Annotated in this window: 14 protein-coding genes; 11 read left to right on the top strand and 3 right to left on the bottom strand. The window is 46.8% G+C overall.

Annotated elements, in window-relative coordinates; translation table 11 throughout:
* Positions 1–29: 29 nt before the first annotated feature.
* From BK127_RS02155 to BK127_RS02145, 3 genes are all read left to right on the top strand, one after another.
* Complete coding sequence (locus tag BK127_RS02155) at positions 30–287, top strand: DUF3886 domain-containing protein (protein WP_076228087.1); 258 nt, start codon at positions 30–32, stop codon at positions 285–287.
* A gap of 314 nt (positions 288–601) precedes the next feature.
* The gene (locus tag BK127_RS02150; RefSeq protein WP_076228085.1) at positions 602–1,435 is read left to right on the top strand and encodes an amidohydrolase family protein; all 834 of its coding nucleotides are present in this window, start codon (positions 602–604) and stop codon (positions 1,433–1,435) included.
* A gap of 57 nt (positions 1,436–1,492) precedes the next feature.
* Positions 1,493–2,590 carry an NAD(P)-dependent alcohol dehydrogenase gene (locus tag BK127_RS02145; protein ID WP_076228082.1) on the top strand — a complete coding sequence of 366 codons (1,098 nt, stop codon included), beginning with the start codon at positions 1,493–1,495 and terminating at the stop codon, positions 2,588–2,590.
* A 147-nt stretch (positions 2,591–2,737) separates the two neighbouring features.
* On the opposite strand, the gene BK127_RS02140 is transcribed toward BK127_RS02145, so the two are convergent.
* Together BK127_RS02140 and arfA are read right to left on the bottom strand one after the other, a co-directional pair.
* A complete protein-coding gene (locus tag BK127_RS02140; protein ID WP_076228080.1) occupies positions 2,738–4,513 on the bottom strand; it encodes a 5'-nucleotidase C-terminal domain-containing protein in 1,776 nt (591 codons plus the stop codon).
* Positions 4,514–4,788: 275 nt separating this feature from the next.
* Positions 4,789–6,309, bottom strand: coding sequence for an arabinosylfuranosidase ArfA (gene arfA, locus BK127_RS02135; RefSeq protein ID WP_076228078.1), 1,521 nt, complete (start codon positions 6,307–6,309; stop codon positions 4,789–4,791).
* Positions 6,310–6,488: 179 nt separating this feature from the next.
* On the opposite strand from arfA, the gene BK127_RS02130 reads away from it, so the two are divergent.
* From BK127_RS02130 to clpB, 3 genes are all read left to right on the top strand, one after another.
* Positions 6,489–7,403 (top strand): ArsR/SmtB family transcription factor, encoded by a 915-nt coding sequence (locus BK127_RS02130; protein ID WP_076228076.1) that lies wholly within the window; start codon positions 6,489–6,491, stop codon positions 7,401–7,403.
* Between the two features lie 355 nt (positions 7,404–7,758).
* A complete protein-coding gene (locus tag BK127_RS02125; RefSeq protein ID WP_076228073.1) occupies positions 7,759–8,727 on the top strand; it encodes a DnaJ C-terminal domain-containing protein in 969 nt (322 codons plus the stop codon).
* A gap of 14 nt (positions 8,728–8,741) precedes the next feature.
* Positions 8,742–11,411, top strand: a complete 2,670-nt coding sequence (clpB, locus tag BK127_RS02120; protein WP_083688983.1) for an ATP-dependent chaperone ClpB — start codon at positions 8,742–8,744, stop codon at positions 11,409–11,411.
* Positions 11,412–11,557: 146 nt separating this feature from the next.
* On the opposite strand, the gene BK127_RS02115 is transcribed toward clpB, so the two are convergent.
* The gene (locus BK127_RS02115; protein WP_076228071.1) at positions 11,558–13,873 is read right to left on the bottom strand and encodes a helix-turn-helix domain-containing protein; all 2,316 of its coding nucleotides are present in this window, start codon (positions 13,871–13,873) and stop codon (positions 11,558–11,560) included.
* Between the two features lie 349 nt (positions 13,874–14,222).
* On the opposite strand from BK127_RS02115, the gene BK127_RS02110 reads away from it, so the two are divergent.
* From BK127_RS02110 to BK127_RS02090, 5 genes are all read left to right on the top strand, one after another.
* The gene (locus tag BK127_RS02110) at positions 14,223–15,743 is read left to right on the top strand and encodes an extracellular solute-binding protein (RefSeq protein WP_076228069.1); all 1,521 of its coding nucleotides are present in this window, start codon (positions 14,223–14,225) and stop codon (positions 15,741–15,743) included.
* A 90-nt stretch (positions 15,744–15,833) separates the two neighbouring features.
* On the top strand, positions 15,834–16,787 hold the full coding sequence (locus BK127_RS02105; RefSeq protein ID WP_076228066.1) for an ABC transporter permease: 954 nt from the start codon (positions 15,834–15,836) through the stop codon (positions 16,785–16,787).
* 27 nt (positions 16,788–16,814) lie between these two features.
* Positions 16,815–17,696, top strand: a complete 882-nt coding sequence (locus tag BK127_RS02100) for a carbohydrate ABC transporter permease (protein ID WP_076228064.1) — start codon at positions 16,815–16,817, stop codon at positions 17,694–17,696.
* 48 nt (positions 17,697–17,744) lie between these two features.
* Positions 17,745–18,860, top strand: a complete 1,116-nt coding sequence (locus BK127_RS02095; RefSeq protein WP_076228062.1) for a glycoside hydrolase family 88/105 protein — start codon at positions 17,745–17,747, stop codon at positions 18,858–18,860.
* A 99-nt stretch (positions 18,861–18,959) separates the two neighbouring features.
* Positions 18,960–20,030 carry an alpha/beta hydrolase family protein gene (locus tag BK127_RS02090; protein WP_256711139.1) on the top strand — a complete coding sequence of 357 codons (1,071 nt, stop codon included), beginning with the start codon at positions 18,960–18,962 and terminating at the stop codon, positions 20,028–20,030.
* Positions 20,031–20,067: the final 37 nt, after the last annotated feature.

The raw sequence follows: 20,067 nt of genomic DNA, 5'->3' as shown, positions 1-20,067 counted from the left end.
TTAAGGATAGAAGGGAGGCTAATCTCCAGATGGCCAAAAAACAAAGACCCGCAGCGGCACCCAAACCAGCTGCTCAGGATAAGCCGGCTACTTTGAAGGATTTGATTAATCCTGATGTTCTAAGCAAGCTGCAGGCACAGGCCGATGCCATGAAAGCGGCCGAGGCAAAGCAGAAGGAAGATGCCAGACAGCAGATCGTGGATGCCCGCAAGGCCGAACAGAAGCGGCTTGAAAATGACTTCGAATATTTACTGAACAACAGCGGTACGAAGGGAACGAAGTATTGATCGAAGGGTAAACCTAAGTACTGATTGCAAGTCTATTAAAGTAGGGTCAGGCAAAAGGAACAAAGATGACGACGGTAAGCTGTCGTTGCTTTGTTCCTTTTTTGTACACGAATTGACCAGAGCTTGTCACTTGATTCCGATCATTTTCACATAGTATTCCCGAAAATAATAACTAGTGCTATGATGAGAATTGAAAAGCTGATCCCACATAAGAAATGCTAATCATACTGGTTTTCTGCACAAACTCGGTTTATAATAGTGAAATAAGTTTTCTTGCAAAAACCAAATGAATGCCTATGGAGGGCTACAAAGACATGCGCATTGACGCACATCAGCACTATTGGCTAACCTCACGTACTGACTACGGATGGCTCAAGCCTTCCCTGGGACGTATCTATGCGGACTATATGCCTGAGCAATTAAAGCCTTTGCTGGAGCTATACGATATCCAAAAAACCATCGTTGTTCAGGCTGCTCCAACCTCTGAAGAGGCGGAATTTCTGTTAAGCATAGCGGAGAAGGAACCTACGATTGCCGGCGTAGTCGGGTGGCTGGATCTGGAATCGAACACATTTGAGCAGGAATGGGACCGCTTTCGTTGCAACCCCAAGTTTGTCGGTCTGAGACCCATGATTCAGGATTTGCCTTCTGACTGGATATTGGGTGAAACCGTTATCCGCCATCTCAAGTTATTGGCCGATGCGCAATTCCCGGTTGATTTGCAGGCTAATCCTCGTCATTTGCCGTATATTGTGGAACTGCTCGAGCAGGTACCGGATTTACGTGCTGTTGTCGACCATCTGGCAAAGCCACCGATATTGGAAGGCACAATGGAGCCGTGGGCTTCGCAGATCCGACAAATTGCCGCGTATCCGAATGTTATGTGCAAGCTTTCAGGCATGGTGCCCGAGCAGTTAGACGCCGATTGGACGCAGGCGGCTATTCAGCCTTTTGTGGATGTAGTGGTTGAAGCCTTTGGCAAGCAACGTGTGATGTTCGGCAGCGATTGGCCGGTATGCCTGTTCTCGGCGACATACGCGCAAGTGCTGGAGTTGATTAAATCAAGTCTGGATGCAAGCTGGACGGAAGAGGAATTGGCTGCTGTCTATGGAGGCAATGCAAGTCGATTTTACCGATTAAATGGATAATTCATTCGATAATCTTCATTCGATAACTAAGTAAAGCATATTACAGGAGGCATAATGATGACTACTATTCAACAATCAGGCAGCACACGTAGCTTATCCGATATTCCACAAACGATGAAGGCAGCGCTAATGACGGAGCCGCATCACATCTCGATCGTCGAGCTGCCCGTACCGACAATCAAGCCCGATGAGGTACTCGTCAAGGTAATGGCAGTGGGCATCTGCGGATCGGATCTCCATTATTATGAACACGGTCGAATCGGTACTTATGTTGTAGAAAAGCCGATTATTCTTGGTCACGAGTGCGCAGGAATCGTCGCAGCTTGCGGTGAAAATGTAACCCGCTTTAAACCGGGTGACCGTGTGGCAATCGAGCCTGGAATTACGTGCGGTCGTTGTGATGCCTGCAAGTCAGGCTGTTACAACTTGTGTCCAGACGTTCAATTCCTGGCTACACCTCCTGTAGATGGAGCATTCTGCCAATATATTGCCCACCGTGAAGACTTTTTGTTCCCGATTCCTGATTCCTTGACCTTCGAGGAAGCCGCTTTGAATGAGCCTTTTTCCGTCGGGATTCATGCGTTGAATCGGGCTGGCTTTAAACCTGGATGGGATGTGGCTATTATCGGAATGGGTCCTGTGGGCTTAACAGCCGTGGCTGCCGCCAAAGCCTTTGGAGCCAACCGGATTTTTGTTAGTGATCTCGAAATCAACCGGTTGGAAGCAGCCAGAAAGTTGGGTGCAACCGACCTGATCTATCCTGATGTGGCTGATGCTGCAGCCGAGATCAAACGACTGACTGGTGGGGGTGTTCATTTGGCTATTGAAACCGCAGGGCATCCACGTGCACTCAAAACAGCGATGCATTCGATCCGACGTGGAGGCAAGCTGTCGATAGTAGGGCTGCCACCGGTAGATGAGGTTGGCGTTAATGTTCCTTTCATCTGTGATAATGAAATCGACATCTATGGAATTTTCCGTTATGTGAATACGTACCCGCAGGGAATTACCTTCTTGTCTTCTGGTAATACGGAGATGATGAGCTTAATTACAGACCGATACCCACTCGAGCAAACGCATGAAGCGATGGAGCGGGCCAGAACGAATAAAGCGGGCAGTCTCAAGGTTATGGTGTATCCGAATTCACTTACGTAACAAGATTCGGATCAATAAGGATTATATTTAGAAAAATGCCGACCAAAGCTGTTCATAGATTAGTCACACCTGAATCATAACAAATGAACGGGCTGTCCCGAAAAAGTAGCTTTAGCTACCAAAGGGACAGCCCGTTTTATTTTGCTATTAAGGAAGTAGGATTTCCTGACCTGGATAAATTCGATCCGGGTTTGTCAGACTATTTAGCTTTTGTAGGGTTTGCCAGGTTGTTGCGTACAGCCTTGCGATTTTCCAAAGTGTATCGTCGGTCTTAACAATGTACACTTTGGACGTATTCGTTAACGCAGGAGCAGTAACTGACGGAGCCGATGGAGTAGCGGCAGTATCAGTGATATTGGACGCATTTGCGCCTTTTACGGTGATACGACCCTCGATCTTCGGTACAGCACTTCCTATAGTTTGCATATAAGTGATCACGGACTCTTCCAGTGAAGAGAAGTCGTTGGCGATCGGATAATCCTTGAACATCGTATATTGATCACCGCCTGCAGCCATAAAATCGTTAGTGGCAAGCAGATACATTTGGTTAGGGTCTAGCTGCTTGCCCTTGATTAATATGGAGAGCACACGGTTGCCGACTGGCTGTGCGGGATCGAATTCGAAGAAAATACCGCCTACATGCGGAAAACCGCCTAATTCACCCGGATAACCGGATACACCAAGCTCTAACGCTGCTTTAATATCAGAGCCTTTGACTTTCTTGGTTTGAATATAGTTGCCAAATGGCAGTACTGTAATAATGTCACCCTTTGTTATCTGACCAGCTTCGATAGAGGCACGAATGCCGCCGCCATTCGTAATGGCCACATCAGCACCAGTCTCGCTGAGCATCGCATTGGTTATAAGATTGCCGAGGTTGGATTCACCTTTGCGAACGATTGTCCGGTCACCGATCAATTTATCAGAGGTGGTTCCGACTACTTGTGAAAGCACTGTCTCTTGTTCCTTTTTAACGTTGTTGATGACATCCAACACAGCAGGATCTGCCTGAAATTGATCAGCTTCCTTGCGAGTGATTAAACTTGCGTTTTTACTGCTCAACTTACCATCTTCGATATTGAGCTGGATTTTCCCAATATTTTTACCGTACTCACCAGTTTGTGCGATCAGCACGCTGCCGACCATCATTCCTTTTTCCATTACTGTATGGCTATGCCCATCAATGATGACATCGATGCCAGGCACCTGTTCAGCGACCTTTTTGCTGGTGTCGATGCTGGTGGCATCTACACCAAGATGCGAGATGGCAACAATGATATCCACCTTGCTCCTTAGTTCAGCAACCTGGGCTTTTGCTTCCTGTACCGGATCGGCAAAGATGATGCCTTCGACATTGATGGGATGAGTCTTATAGGCCGTTTCTGGTGTCGTCAGGCCGAAGATCCCGATTTTCACACCATTCACTTCTTTGATTAGGTTAGTCCCCAGCAGCCTGGAACCGTCCGTTTTCTTCACGTTGGCGCCAAGTATCGGAAAATTTGCCTGCTTGGCAAGCTCTACCAAACGTGCGCTCCCATAATTGAAGTCGTGATTACCGGCGGTCATGACATCATATCCGATCAAATTCATGATCTTTACTATGCTTTCCCCGCGTACCAAATTTGCGATCGTCTGACCATGAAACGTATCTCCCGCATCTATCATGAGTGTGTTTGGGTTGACGGCCTTAGTTTGCTTAAGTAAAGTGGAAAGTTTGGCGTAGCCGATGCTATCAGTGCTTTCCTCAACCCGGCTGTGTATGTCATTGGTGTGGAGGATGGTGATCATTTGGCTTGAACGGCCTCCAGTAACTTTGTTGGTGTCGGTAGTCATCCCATTGTCTGCGGAAATAACGGATTCAGTTGAAGTCAGAACCAGTAATGACACCAGCGCTGTGTAAGCCCACTTCTTCAATTTTCTCATACAAACCTCCATTAGTCGTAGTTTAAATGATCGCCCCCCTAAAATATAACTATTATTTGTTAATTGAGCCGTCAATTTATATAAAGGATTTGTGAAGTATTTGAATTGGATAAGCATAGACATCGTAATAAGATATCTGGAAGCTGACATAACGAAAGCAAACTGGAGAATTGAAATAGGGACTGCTCCGATTGCGGCAGTCCCTACATTATAAATAAACAGGTACTTACTTATGGATTAAGCACTCGGCTGTTTAGTGCCGCTGATTGTGATTATTATTTAGCCTGCACGCTGATACGAATCACATTCCATGAAGCCTTTGTCAATTGAGCTGTCAAGCCGGAACCATTCGCCACGGCATTGCCGCGGTTATGTGGTGCAACTGCAGTAGAATCGTCAGCAGTGTTGCGCGCCTTGAGATCAGGATTCTCCAGAACGATATGCTCGATCAGACGGCTGTTGGCTCCAAAGCTGCGAAGATCAAGCTCAAGCGGCAGTGGATGCTCCAAATCACGGTTGACAGCAAATACCGTAACCTCCTGCGCTTCCTCATTATGCACAGCTACAGCTTCGAGGTAAGGGACATCGGTGATCTCGCTTGTATCGTATTTCGGCGAATGAATTAACGGAACCAACGCATTGCCTCTGCCATATACCGAAGCATGCATATAAGGGAAGAAAATCGTTTGCATCCACGCTTTACCGCCTGTTTCCGTCATAATCGGTGCAATGACGTTGACCAGCTGCGCAAGGCAGGCCATTTTGACACGGTCGGCATGTTTCAATAAACTGATAAGCATACATCCAACAACCAATGCGTCCTCCATCGTATAAATATCCTCAAGCTGTGGAGGAGCGATTTGCCATGGATCGCGCTTCTTGTCAGCGTCATTGGAGTGGTACCAGACATTCCATTCATCAAACGAGAGATACATCGTTTTTTTGCTGCGTTTTTTGGCTTTGATGTAGTCGCTTGTAGCTATAATTGTTTTAATGAAGTCATCCATTTCCAACGAACGTGCAAGGAATGTTGGTGTATCGTTCTTTTTATTGCCATAATAGGTATGCATCGATAAGTATTCAACATGATCATACGTATGATCAAGCACGGTAGCTTCCCATTCCGGGAAGGTAGGCATCGTCCGGCTTGAGCTGCCGCACGCTACGAGCTCAATCGTTGGATCGACCCATTTCATGACCTTGGCGGATTCGGCAGCGACACGGCCATACTCGGTTGCCGTCTTGTGACCGATTTGCCAAGGACCATCCATTTCATTGCCCAGGCACCAGGTTTTAATTTGATGGGGCTGCTCATAGCCGTGGCTTCTTCTCAAATCACTCCAATACGTACCGGAGGCATGGTTCGAATATTCCACGATATTGCGAGCTTCATCGACACCATGAGTGCCCAGATTAATTGCCCACATGACATCGGTTTGAGCTTTTTGAGCCCATTCCACAAAATCATTCAAACCAAATTGATTCGGTTCAATCGTTTTCCAGGCCAGCTCCAGCCTGCTTTTGCGCAATTCCTTGGGTCCGATTCCGTCCTTCCAGTCATAACCGGATACGAAATTGCCTCCGGGATAACGAACAATCGGTACCTGAAGCTGCTGAATCAAAGAAAGCACGTCTTGACGAAAGCCTTTTTCATCCGCTTCGGGATGCCCTGGCTCATAAATGCCTCCATAGACGGCACGTCCAAGATGCTCGATGAATGAACCGTAGATGCGATTGTCAATTGCGCCAATAATAAAATCCTTGTCAATAATCATGGTAGCTTTGTGTTGGGACATGATCTGTAACACTTCCTTTGGATTAATATAATTATTAATTTAATTAAGCTATCTTCTTCCTGATATCAATTTAACACGTATATAAAAGGAATATCAATGTTTATTTTTAATATCTTCTTGATTTTATTGAAATAATATATATATTAATTATAGTCATTGTTTATACGAAAGGGGCTCCTATGTTAAAAATAAATACGGATACCAAATGGCTTGCGCTCTATGAGGCGTTGGCAAGTGGCGTACGGCTGCGTATTCTGGAACTGTTGGGGGAACAGCCGATGAACGTAAAGGAACTTGCTGCAAGCTTGAATCTAAGCAGCGCTATTGTCACCATGCATGTCAAGAAGCTCGAAAAAGGTGGGTTGATAACGACCCGAATGGTTCGCAAGCAGGGAGGTACGCACAAAATATGCTCGCTTGCCGTACGAGGCATTGAGATTATACTTCCGGGTGAGGCGCCAGCAGAAGAAAGAAGCTACCATGAAACGAACATACCGATAGGCCATTATACAGCTTTTGATGTATATCCCACATGTGGATTGGCTACGCAAAAGCAAAATATAGGACAATATGATGATCCGCGTTATTTTCTCGACCCTGATCGGATGCATGCCCGGATTTTGTGGTTTAGTAAAGGGTTTGTGGAGTATACGGTTCCTAATTACTCGCTGCAAACTCAGAAGTTGGAGGAGATTGAAATCTCCATGGAAATTTCCTCGGAAGCACCTGGTATCAATGAGCATTGGCCTTCCGATATTCGTTTTTACTTAAATGGAATATGCCTGGGAGAATGGACGAGCCCTGGAGATTACGGGCATACCCGTGGTCGGTTCACACCATCCTGGTGGCAGAGAAATGTCAATCAGTATGGATTACTCAAAGTCATTCGAATTGACAACAATGGGACTTATATCGATGGTAAGCAAATATCAGACGTCACAGTCGATTCCTTAAGCCTGCACAAAAAGTTCTGGACGCTGCGATTTGCCGTGGAGGAAGATTCCGAGCACGTAGGTGGATTGACCCTGTTCGGGGAAGGCTTTGGCAATTACGATCAGGATATTGAGCTGCGTGCCTACTACAGTGAAAGCTAGATGTGCGATGAAAGAAGAAGTAAAGGGAAGGCTATTGAAGATCTTTAAGGTCAAAGAAGGTCAGATAAACAGAAAGTCCATGATTTGGCAATCATTTTGCCGGAAAACCGATGTATTTTGAGCTATACAGCCAATAATCGCTTTTGATTCTTTAGGCAAGTAAGCTTATAATAAACATATACCAGAAAGTTAGATGAACCGTGAGTGGCGGCTGCAGGGTTACGGGTAACCACAGAGAAATTGTAAATACAGCGATTTGGGGCACATTAATGGTTACTGTAACCGTTCAATCGTGCCCTTTTTAATAGATATGGTTTGACCTTTATTGACCAATTTGATATGGGGAGTGAAGGCTATGAGCCCTACCAAGGATTTCTATAAGATACTCGGTGTTGACCGTAAGGCGACAAAGGAACAAATTAAAAAAGCCCATAAAAAAATGGCCAAAACTTACCATCCCGATGTGAATAAAAGCCCTGAGGCGGAAAAGAAATTCAAGGAAATACAGGAAGCTTACGAGGTCCTGAGCAATGAAGAATCCAGAGCCAACTACGATCAATACGGTGATAGCTGGCAGGATCGAGGCCGTGCCCAGCAAGGTGGCTATGAAGACTTTGGACAAGCGGGCGGCTTTAATTTCAATGGACAGAACTGGGGAGGCACCTCTGGAGGTGCAACCTACCAGACTGGAGAGAGCGATTACGGTGATCTGTTCAGCCAATTTTTTGGCGGAGCTGCTGGTCGTGGAGGACCGGCGGGTGGTGGTTTTTTTACGAACGAGGACAGATTTGGTACAGAGCAAGTGGATGAAGAGGCATCGCTGCTTCTTACGTTAGAGGAAATTACAAAAGGCGGCAAAGTCAGGGTACAGGTTCAAGGTAAGGAGATTGGCGTTACGCTGCCTGCTTCCATTAGTGATGGACAACGTATTCGTCTCAAGGGCATGGGTGGAACCTATAGGAATGGCAGCAAAGGCGACCTGTACATTACGCTCAAATTCAAGCCTGATCCTGTATTCGTCGTAGACGGCTTCAATTTGACTGCCCGTCTTGAGACTGCTCCTTGGCATGTGGCGCTCGGTACTGAAGCGAAGGTCAAGCTGCCGGATGGCGGCATGCTTAACGTTAAGGTGCCTGCCGGAATCAGCACAGGGCAAAAGCTGCGGGTTACCGGTAAGGGCTTGCGCAAGCCGGATGGCAGCTTCGGAGATCTGTATGTCGCTGTGCAGGTGACGGTACCTAAGGCAAGCTCGGAGAAGGTACAGCAGCTGTATCGCGAGCTTGCACAAGAGCAATCCTTCGAACCTAAATTTATGACTTTATGAATGGGGGAAACAACATGGATTTTAATCGTTTTACACAAAAAGCTCAGGAAGCGATTATCGCAGCCCAGCAGACGGCAATATCGCGCAAGCATCAGGAAATTGGTTTGACGCATCTGTTATGGGCACTGCTGGATCAGCAGGAGGGCCTTGCGCCGCGGCTGCTGCAAAAGCTGAATGTGCCTATTGAAGCCTTCCGCTCCCGTTTGGAAGAACAGCTTGGCCGTAAGCCGAGAGTAAGTGGACCCGGCGCGGATACGATACGGAATTATTTATCTCCGGCTTTCGACCGAATTATACAGGACGCAGAAAAGGAAGCCAAATTACTGAATGATGACTATTTGTCGATCGAGCATTTATTGCTCGCACTTCTTGAAGATAAGCAAGAAGCCGGGGGGCTGTTTCGTTCCTTCGGTGTGACACGCGAGACGCTGCTGAAAGCATTGTCCGAGGTTCGTGGGCATCAGCGTGTAACGAGTCAGGAACCGGAAGCTACCTACGAAGCGCTGAGCAAATATGGCCGTGATCTTGTTGCCGAGGTGCGGACAGGCAAGGTTGACCCTGTAATCGGCCGGGACGCCGAAATACGTCGTGTCATTCGCATTCTCTCACGTAAAACCAAAAATAATCCGGTCCTGATCGGTGAACCCGGAGTCGGGAAAACAGCCATCGTTGAGGGACTTGCCCAGCGTATTGTCAAACGTGATGTCCCTGACGGCCTGCTCGACAAAACGATTTTTTCACTGGATATGAGCTCACTCGTTGCCGGTGCCAAATACCGTGGGGAATTCGAGGAACGGCTGAAGGCTGTACTTCACGAAGTAAAGGAAAGTCAGGGGCGCATTTTGCTCTTTATCGACGAACTGCATACGATAGTGGGAGCGGGCAAAACCGAAGGCGCTATGGATGCGGGCAATATGCTGAAGCCGATGCTGGCGCGTGGTGAGCTTCACTGTATAGGTGCAACCACATTGGATGAATATCGTCAATACATCGAGAAGGACCCGGCGCTTGAGCGTCGTTTTCAACAGGTGCTTGTCAGCGAACCGGATGTGGAGGACACGATTTCGATATTGCGTGGATTGAAGGATCGCTTTGAGCTGTATCACGGTGTGAAAATCCATGATAATGCGCTCGTGGCTGCAGGTGTTCTATCGAATCGCTATATATCTGACCGCTTTCTGCCGGATAAAGCCATCGATCTGATTGATGAAGCCTGTGCGATGATACGTACAGAGATTGACTCGATGCCGACAGAGCTGGATGAGGTAACGCGGCGGATGATGCAGCTCGAGATCGAGGAGGCTGCTTTGCGCAAGGAAACCGATGCAGCGAGTCAGGACAGACTGAAGGTGCTTCAGAAGGAGCTTGCGGATTTAAAAGATCGGCATAACACATTGAAAGCCAAATGGGAAAATGAAAAAGAAACCATTCAAGGCATCCAAAGGCTTCGTAAGGAATTGGAGCAGCTCCGGATGCAGCTGCAGGAAGCTGAGGATCGCTATGATCTTGAAAAATCCGCAGAGCTGAGCTACGGGCGTATACCCGAGCTGGAAAAGCGTGTGAAGCAGGCGGAGGAAGAAGCGCGGGCGAACACGGACCATCGATTGCTGCTCGAAGAAGTTACGGAGGAGGAAATTGCTGGAATCGTTGCGCTCTGGACCGGCATACCGGTTAGCCGTCTCGTTGAAGGCGAGAGGGAAAAGCTGCTCCGTCTGGAGGAGCTGCTGCATAAGAGGGTTGTCGGTCAGGATGAGGCGGTTAATCTGGTTTCCGATGCTGTGCTGCGCGCGCGGGCTGGATTAAAGGACCCGAATCGACCCATCGGCTCGTTTCTGTTTCTGGGACCTACTGGTGTTGGTAAAACGGAATTGGCCAAAGCATTGGCTGAAGCTTTGTTTGACAATGAGGACCGAATTATTCGGATTGATATGTCGGAGTATATGGAGAAGCATTCGGTATCCCGACTGATTGGAGCTCCTCCCGGTTACATCGGCTACGAGGAGGGCGGACAGCTCACAGAAGCGGTGCGCAGACAGCCTTATTCTGTGCTGCTGTTCGATGAGATCGAGAAGGCACATCCTGAAGTATTCAACTCGCTACTGCAGCTGCTCGATGATGGCCGGTTGACCGACTCTCAGGGCAGAGTCGTTGATTTCAAAAATACGATTGTGATTCTGACCTCCAATATCGGGTCTGCTTATTTACTTGATGGTGCGGATGACAATGGAAATATTGCGAAGCAAGCGGAGGAAGCCGTCTTCCGTGAGCTGCGGCAGCATTTCCGTCCCGAATTTTTGAACCGGATTGATGATGTTGTCCTGTTCAAGCCGTTATCGCTTCATGATGTGGAGCAAATCGTCAGCAAGCTTGTACATGGCTTGGAGCAGCGCCTTAGTGAACGGCGGATTGAACTGCGCTTGACGGACGAAGCCCGTTTTCATATTGCGGTTGAAGGTTATGATCCTATGTATGGTGCAAGGCCATTGAAACGCTATATTCAGCGATTTTTGGAAACCAAATTGGCTCGTGAAATTGTGGCTGGCAGCATCTTGGACGGCTCGCGGATTGCAATAGGTGTCAGTGAGGGCCAGCTTGCCATTATTCACGAAGAAAAGGTCGCTTATCCTAACGATAGCGAGGCGGCGGCTGCAAACAAGGATGACCCGACAGCCAGCGTAAAATAATTGATAGATGGAGCTCCTCACTAATTGTAGGTGCTCTGGTAATACAGCTGCAGCTTCAAGCAAAAAGTCCCTGTCAGATGTTCTGATGCAGGGACTTTTTGCGCATTTGTGCCTGTTATTTTTCTACGCTGATGAAATCTGGCTTCCTATCCTTTGATATTTCCGTACTTGCTTCGGTACTGCCCCGGAGTCATTTCCTCCTGCTTGCGGAAGGAACGAATGAAATTCTGAGGGTTATTGTACTGCAGTTTTTGCGCGATGTCCTTGATCGGCATATCGGTTTCGATCAACCATTTGCGTGCCATCTGAAACCGATACATTAACAGATAGTCGCTGAACGTCATATCGGTTTCTTTTTTGAACACGCTGCTTAAATAAAAAGCATTATAATGCAGCCGCAGGGCGCATTCGTCTAATGTCAGCTCGGTATCATATTCACTGTGAATCATGCTAATAATTTGCTCGGATAAATTATGGTATTGCGAGTCGCCGCGGTCACGGAACACTTGCAGCATCGGCTGCAAAATGCGGGTGCGGAACCAGGATTCGATTTCTCCGCTAATATACAGCTGCAGCAGCTCCTCGTGCATCGAACGTCCTTCATGATGAATTTGCACCAAAGCAATACCGGATTCCTGTGAGACGATCATCAAATCGTTCAGCAGCCTGATCAACGAAATTTGGTATAATTGCGGTGTTTGATCCTTGCCCAGCACTTGAACAAGCCATTGCTTCAGCAGAGCATACGATTTGTCCTCATCGGCCAACTTAATAGATTCGATCAGCTCATTTTCCAACTGCTTGGGATACGTGTAAATTAAGGTGTGCTTGCCCGAATTGAGATTTTCATACGGAACGACGATACCTTGTCCCAGCTTGAGCCGCTGCATCAATGCCTCCAAGCCTTCGCGGTAAGCGCGGGCACTTTTGCTCGCACTGTCAAAAGGCAGACTTAAGCCAATACTGATCGATAAACCGAGATAAGTACGAATATTTTGCTGAATGGATTCGGTAAATTGGTAAACACGGTCCTTGAAAGAACCCGTCTGTGAACCCTTGAAGCCGATCAGGGTGACCTGAGTCTGGTCAAAAATCACGGGCGTCAATCGGTTTTCCGCAGGTACGATTTCCTCAACGATATTATTGATGGCAAACATCAAGAGATCCAGATCATTAGCGGTAAAACGGGTTTCCTCCAGTGAATCGATCTGAAGCGTCAATACAATCATCTGATCCCAGCCATCAATCAGCTCCGCATAACCATAAGCTCTGAGCCGATCTTCGATTTCAGTTTTGACGACATTGTCCTGATACATATTAATGAGAAAAAAACTGCGGACCTGCTGGGAGTGCCGGTTGATTTCGACTTTCAGATTCGAGTTGGAAGCAAACAGCTGCTGAATATGCTCCTGGATAACCTGAAACTCATTACGTTTGACAGCATCCCACTCCGGTAGGCCCTCCGAAATCGCTTGAAGAATACGCCGCATCGGATTATACATGTTTCGGCTTCCGTACCAGACGAAGATCACGCATACGGCGAGAATGAGCAGGCAAGCATACAAGGTAAACCAGCCAATGGCTCGTGATTCCTTGGTAAACTGACTCATTTCCGTGAACGATACATAGATCCAATTGTTCAAATCCGATTTGACATAAGTGACTGAATAAGAACCGGTGGTTGTGTTTGTTTCAAATTGTTCACTATTATTGGCGAAATGGGTAAGCTCGTTCTCATTGATATACCCGGTTTCCATAATGGATTTACCAATCAGGGTTTCGTCGGGATGAACCATGATTGTATGGTTTTGGTCCATAATCATAAAGTGGCGTGCTGTCGAATCCGATTCCATCATGCTGGCAAGGCTGCAGACCGGAATCGGCGCAAAAAGAATGCCTCTTTTGTCGGACAGCAGCAGGGGCAGCTTTTTGACCAAAATCACGGTATGGCTGCATTTGTTGCTTTGCGTGTCCGGCGAACCCAGATTGCTGTTCTCGTGCAGGATCCAGCTTGAATTATTCGGTAAATTCATAAAGCTCAGCAGGTGTTCCGTTTCTTTAAATTTATTAAGCTCGTATAAGCCGTTGTTGTTAATCAACCATTTATCAGCCGCATTAAGCAGGAGGACATCCGTTACTTTCATATCGAACGATTGAATATGCCCAAATTCACGACGGAGGCTATTATAGAGTTGAAAGTCGTTATAATCCATTTGACGGAATAGCGCGTCCTGCATCAAGGTCGAATCCGCCATATGATTGAGTGTATAATCAAGCGTTTTCAAAACTTGTTCGATATTCCCTTTCATTTGCTTCATAATAAGCGTATTACTTTGATTAACCTGATGCTGAATTGAGCTTGAGGACTCCATATAGGAAAGCATACCGAGCAAGAGCACGGGTACAATGCAGAGGACACATCCAAAAAGGATCAGCTTCGTCAGCAGGCTTTGTTTGTTCATAGATCGGCGACTCCTTTATGAGAAGTTGTATAAGTGATATAGAGATTATTTGTGCAGGTTCGGTGAATCGGGAATGCTGTGTGATCGAAATAGGCACCCCGATCGTAGCTGTATGTAATAGTAACAAATACAAGCCGTATCTCCAATAATCATTTTGCCGGAAGTAATCATTATATCAGATTCAGTATGTAGATAACAGGTTTTACCGCGTCATACCAGCATTATGCAAGCCTGCAAAGCCAATGATTATAGACGTAACGGATCAAAGATTATAGTCTGAGATTGTCATAAACAGCTTGAAATGTTCAGCGACAACCACACTTACAAATGATAATGGGGGACCGAACAAATGATGAATAAACGAGTATCGATGGTTATGGCAGCTGCATTATCACTTACCGTAGCGGCTGGATGTGCATCCAGTTCAACGCAGCCCGCAGCTAATGATGGTAAGAATGCAGCAGCAACTCCAGCAGGACCTACGAAAATTTCGATCATGGCTTCACTTAAAATACCAGAGGTACCAACGGATACAATCCAAAAGCTGGTCGAAGAAAAAACCAATACAAAACTTGAGATTCAATGGGTTCCAGATGGCAGCTACGATGAGAAGATGAACGCTTCGATGGCGACAGGCACACTGCCACAGGTATTGTACTTGAAAAACCCAGCCTCGCTGATCTTGTTGAAGGATGCCATCCGCAACAATCAGTTCTGGGAGGTGGGTCCACTACTTAAGGACTATCCGAATTTGAAAAAATTGCTTCCGACCATTCTGAATAATACATCGGTTGACGGAAAAATTTATGCGTTGTATCAAGAAACTCCATTGTCACGCCAAGGTGTTATTTATCGGAAGGACTGGGCTGATAATCTCGGTCTGGCTGCTCCCAAATCTACGGATGATCTTTACAAAATGCTAAAGGCATTCACGGAAAATGATCCTGACAAAAACGGCAAAAAAGATACGATCGGTCTGACTGACCGTAATGATCTGATCTACGGAGCCTTCAAAACGGTATCCTCCTACTTCGGTACACCTAACAACTGGGGCGAGAAAGATGGCAAGCTCGTACCGGAATTTATGTATCCTGCCTATATGGACACGCTGAAATACTTTTTAAAGCTTCATAAAGAAGGCTTGATTAATCAGGACTTCCCGGTTACAAGTAAAACTGATCAACAAAATCTGTTCCAGACCGGTAAAGCGGGCGTTTATATTGGATCGATGGCTGATGTTATTTCCCTGAACCAAAAAATGGCAAATAAGGATTCTAAGCTTGATGTGGCCAATCGTCTGGCAGGTCCTGACGGCAAAACCGGCATTTGGTCCATCCCTGGCTACGGCTCAGCCGTATTCTTCCCGAAATCCGCTGTAAAAACAGAAGCCGAGCTCAAAGGCATCCTGACGTTCTATGACAAAATGATGAGTCCGGAATTGACGAACCTGATTTACTACGGTATTGAAGGCAAGCATTACACGTTGAAGGATGGTAAAGCACAGGTCTCGGAAGACTCCAAAATGACAGACCGCGATGTGAAGCCTTATCAGGCAACAATGATTGGTGGACAAAGCACGAATGGCATGCTGACGGGTTACTTTACTTATGATGCCAAAGCAAAAGCTGAGGATTTGATTGTCGACAATAACAAAATTCTTGTTAACGATCCAACCGCACCTCTGGATTCCAAAACCTACACCGAGAAGGGTGTTCGTCTGCAAGATATTATCAAGGATGCAACCTATAACTTTATTATTGGCAAGATTGACGAAGCCGGCTTCCAAAAGGAAGTAGACCGATGGAAAAAAGAAGGCGGAGACAAAATTATCGAGGAATACACAGCTGCTTATCAGAAAGCCAAGAAATAATTTAAACTTTAATTCTCTATGAAGCTGGGGGCCTTCCGGTCTGAGGATGGCTCCCGTGCTTGTTGTACTTAAGGAAAGGAGGAACCTGCGATGAATGACACAATTGTCTCCAATCAAGTCCAAATCAAACCGAAATCAAGCTCGAGCCTTTTGCAGCGAGTTATCAAAAATAGAGCAATCTACCTGATGATCTTACCGGGGTTCCTGTTTTTTATCATTTTCAAGTACGTCCCGATGTGGGGACTCATTATTGCTTTTCAGGATTATAAGCCATATTTGGGGATTACGGGAAGCAAGTGGGTAGGACTTGACAACTTCCAGAGACTGTTTGAGGAACCGGCATTTTTTAGGATATTAGCCAATACTTTAATCTTGTTCGGGATGAATTTATTGTTCTTTTTCCCGGTGCCGATTTTACTTGCCTTAATGCTTAACGAAGTGCGGCACAGCGGATTTAAACGGACCGTGCAAACGTTGGTTTATATACCGCATTTTATGTCCTGGGTCATTATCGTGTCGATTACATTCGTTATGCTTTCGATGGATCGGGGGATCATTAATGAAATGCTGGCTGCGGCCGGATACGATAAAATTAACTTTTTGCTTAACGCCTCATGGTTCCGGCCTACTTATATTTTACAGGTAATCTGGCGCGAAGCGGGCTGGGGAACGATTATTTATTTGGCGGCGATGGCGGCGATCGATCCTGGATTGTACGAAGCAGCCAAAATGGATGGTGCCGGACGTCTGCGTCAAATATGGCATATTACGATTCCTTCAGTACGCGGAGTTATTATCGTGCTGCTCATTTTGAAAATCGGTGATGTGCTGGAGCTAGGATTTGAACAGGTCTACTTGCTGTTAAACTCAGCTAACCGTGAAGTGGCGGAAATTTTTGATACGTATGTATACACCGCAGGCTTGAAGCAAGGACAGTACAGCTTCAGTACCGCTGTCGGATTCTTCAAATCGATTATCGGCCTGATTCTCGTTATGAGCGCTAACAAATTAGCCAAAAAAGCTGGCGAGGATGGCATTTATTAAGTCAACATGGAAAGGAGACAGAGCCTTATGCAGCAAGATAAATCGATGAGCAGTCGCTTGTTTGATGTGATGAATTACGGACTTTTGGCTATTATAGCTCTGGTGATGATTCTACCGTTCATTCACGTGGTAGCGGGATCATTCACGACTGCCGAGGAGATGGCGGCCAGACAATTTGTTATTTTTCCGACCGTCTTTTCGTTGAATGCTTACAAATACATTTTCTCGACGAATACGATTCTGCGTTCGTTGGGGGTTTCAATCGGAGTTACATCGGTCGGCACCGTGATCAGTATGTTTTTAACGGCCTTGATGGCGTATGGCTTGACTCGACGTGATCTGGATGGACGAAAAGTGATCATGTTCATGGTCGTGTTTACTATGCTGTTCCATGGCGGGTTAATTCCAACCTTTATTACCGTAAAAAACATGGGTTTAATTGATTCCTACTTTGCTTTGATTATTCCTACGGCTATTAATGCGTTTAACTTGATCATTATGCGTAATTTTTTCCAAAATATTCCTGATGGTCTGGAAGAGTCAGCCAAAATGGATGGCTGCAGCGATTGGGGGATTTTGTTCCGAATTGTACTTCCGCTGTCGATGCCTGCCATTGCGACGATTTCGCTATTTTATGCGGTAACCTATTGGAATACGTATTTATCGGCGATTCTCTATTTGAATGATAATGCGAAGTGGCCGGTACAAATTATATTGCGGCAAATTGTTATTTTGGCAAGCGGGCTCAGTGCAGATTCTTCGGGCTTCGATGACGGTTATGCAGCACCACCGGAACAGACAATCAAGATGGCCGTTATCGTGGTAGCAACCATTCCTGTGCTGATCGTGTATCCGTTCCTGCAAAAGCATTTTGCCAAAGGTGCATTACTCGGTTCGATTAAAGGCTGATCTTATAATTCTATTTACTATTCACTTACTACCCGAAGGGAGCTCATTATGAACACTACCGACACTACATTTAACCGTACAGAAGCAACACCGATTGATTGGGCCAAAGCGGCTTGCGATTCGCTCGTGTCCAGCGTTGTGCCGGGAGAGCTTCCTCCAGCTAATCGCTGGCATTATCACCAAGGCGTGTTTTTGCAAGGTATGCTCGCTCTGTGGGAGCAAACGAAGGACGCGAAGTATTTGTTGTATCCCAAGGCGTATGTGGATCATCTGATCGACGAGCAGGGCAACTTCTATTTCAGCCGCGATGAGTTGGATGCAATCCAACCGGGCCTGCTGCTGTTCACGCTGGATAAGCATTTCAAGGAGCCCCGTTATCGGATTGCGATGGAAAAGCTGCGACAGCTGTTCCGTACCTTGAATCGTACCGCTGAGGGAGGATTCTGGCATAAGGACAAGTATCCCTACCAAATGTGGCTGGATGGCTTATATATGGGCGGCGTATTTGCGATCAAATATGAGGTCGAGTACGGTGAAGCCGGATTAATTGAACAAACTCTGCATCAAGAAAAGCTGATGCGTACGTATATGAGTGATCCCGCAACGGGGCTGCTGTATCACGCATGGGACGAAAAACGGCAGACGCCTTGGGCGAATCCGGAAACAGGCTGCTCACCGGAATTCTGGGGCAGATCGCTTGGCTGGTACGGACTGGCTTTGGCTGATTTCCTTGACGCTTTGCCTGCCGATCATGAGGCGCGCGAGCAATTGACGACATCGTTGGGTAATTTCGCTGCAGCACTTGCCCGCTATCAGGATGAGGCCAGCGGATTATGGTATCAGGTTGTAGATAAAGGTGATCGTCCTGAGAATTGGTTGGAAACATCAGGATCAGCCTTGTTCGTATATGCGATTGTCAAAGCAATCAAACATGGCTATGCAGATGCAGATGGAAGCTTGACCAAGGCAGCTAAGCATGGTTATCAGGGCTTGGTTAACCGGATGAAGTTCGATGAGCAGGGACGTTTTGTCATGCCGGATATTTGCATCGGAACCTCAGCAGGAGACTATACGAATTACATGACAAGACCTGTTTGTGAAAATGATCTGCATGGCGTAGGTGCATTTGTGCTGACATGTGTTGAAATGGACGGAATTCTTTAGCATACTGAATAGGTGAAGGAAAATCATACACTATGAGTACGGAGCCAGAATAGCTGCTTCTATCCGTTAGGAGTGAATGTTGGGCTCGCTGAAAGTAGTGTGTCATGGAAGGAGTTGTCTTTCATCTGGAAGCCTGATTTGTATTTGGAAAAGCTGTATGCGGAGACGGAAGTCATACGCAAGAGGAATGGAAGTGATTCTCAGGATCAGGAGCAGCTTCGCAATAAGCTGAAAACAGCTCTTGGCTCCTTCGAAGCGTTGGATGGCACACAGCCTGCGCTTGATCCTGTACTTCTGGAGAGCACCGATCTGGGTGATGTTATCCGGGAACGCGTTGAGTACTCGTCTGCTGATGGACTTCGGGTTCCGGCTTATGTCCTGATCCCGAAGCATGGCAATGGGCCTTTCCCTGCGGTTCTGGCCTGGCATGGACATGGCTATGGCAGCCGGGAGGTTGTCGGACTTCTGCCTGATGGCTCAGAGGATACCGGTGCCTTGGGGATTCATCGTCATTTTGCTCTGGAGTTGTGCCGAAGAGGAATGATCGTCATCGCACCGGAAATTGTCGGATTCGGTGACCGTAAGCTGACCTGGGATACCGAGCAGAACCCGGACACGCCGAACTCATGCTTTCCGATTGCTGCTGCACTGCTGCTGGCAGGCAAAACGATTGCCGGACTGAGAGGATATGAAGCCATCCGTTCGGCGGATTATTTGACAACACGGACAGATGTTGATGCCTCCAGAATCGGATGTATGGGCTTATCGGGTGGTGGTATGGTTGCCTCGTTGTCTGCGGCATTGGATCAACGGATTCAGGCTGCTGTTATTTGCGGATACAGCAACACGTATAAGCGCAGTATTTTATCAAGACGGCATTGCCTGGATAATTACATTCCTGGTATTTTATTGCATGCGGAAATGCCGGAATTGATCGGATTGATCGCGCCGCGAGCCTTATTTATTGAGTCCGGTATTAGCGATCCGTTATTCCCGATCGATGCGACTGAAGTGACGATTGAGCGAGTGAGCGGCATTTATGCTTCGATGGGTGTACAGGAGCGCTTTACTTCTGATTTATTCGAAGGCAGACATGAGATTAGTGGACGACGTTCATTCGATTGGCTGGCCGAGAGATTAAGCGCTGGCGGGAGAGCAATCAGCAGTTGATGTATAATGTGGACGGCCGTGCAGGTCGTCTTTTTTT

It is taken from the genome of Paenibacillus sp. FSL H7-0331 (genome assembly GCF_001956045.1).
The sequence above is the reverse complement of the archived record's forward strand: the minus strand, read 5'-3'. Positions and strand labels throughout refer to the sequence as shown.

What these genes read in the sequence shown, in the direction of transcription:
- BK127_RS02155 (WP_076228087.1), top strand. Translation starts at nt 30, where the DNA reads ATGGCCAAAAAACAAAGACCCGCAGCGGCACCCAAACCAGCTGCTCAG.
- BK127_RS02150 (WP_076228085.1), top strand. Translation starts at nt 602, where the DNA reads ATGCGCATTGACGCACATCAGCACTATTGGCTAACCTCACGTACTGAC.
- BK127_RS02145 (WP_076228082.1), top strand. Translation starts at nt 1,493, where the DNA reads ATGACTACTATTCAACAATCAGGCAGCACACGTAGCTTATCCGATATT.
- BK127_RS02140 (WP_076228080.1), bottom strand. Translation starts at nt 4,513, where the DNA reads ATGAGAAAATTGAAGAAGTGGGCTTACACAGCGCTGGTGTCATTACTG.
- arfA (WP_076228078.1), bottom strand. Translation starts at nt 6,309, where the DNA reads ATGTCCCAACACAAAGCTACCATGATTATTGACAAGGATTTTATTATT.
- BK127_RS02130 (WP_076228076.1), top strand. Translation starts at nt 6,489, where the DNA reads ATGTTAAAAATAAATACGGATACCAAATGGCTTGCGCTCTATGAGGCG.
- BK127_RS02125 (WP_076228073.1), top strand. Translation starts at nt 7,759, where the DNA reads ATGAGCCCTACCAAGGATTTCTATAAGATACTCGGTGTTGACCGTAAG.
- clpB (WP_083688983.1), top strand. Translation starts at nt 8,742, where the DNA reads ATGGATTTTAATCGTTTTACACAAAAAGCTCAGGAAGCGATTATCGCA.
- BK127_RS02115 (WP_076228071.1), bottom strand. Translation starts at nt 13,873, where the DNA reads ATGAACAAACAAAGCCTGCTGACGAAGCTGATCCTTTTTGGATGTGTC.
- BK127_RS02110 (WP_076228069.1), top strand. Translation starts at nt 14,223, where the DNA reads ATGATGAATAAACGAGTATCGATGGTTATGGCAGCTGCATTATCACTT.
- BK127_RS02105 (WP_076228066.1), top strand. Translation starts at nt 15,834, where the DNA reads ATGAATGACACAATTGTCTCCAATCAAGTCCAAATCAAACCGAAATCA.
- BK127_RS02100 (WP_076228064.1), top strand. Translation starts at nt 16,815, where the DNA reads ATGCAGCAAGATAAATCGATGAGCAGTCGCTTGTTTGATGTGATGAAT.
- BK127_RS02095 (WP_076228062.1), top strand. Translation starts at nt 17,745, where the DNA reads ATGAACACTACCGACACTACATTTAACCGTACAGAAGCAACACCGATT.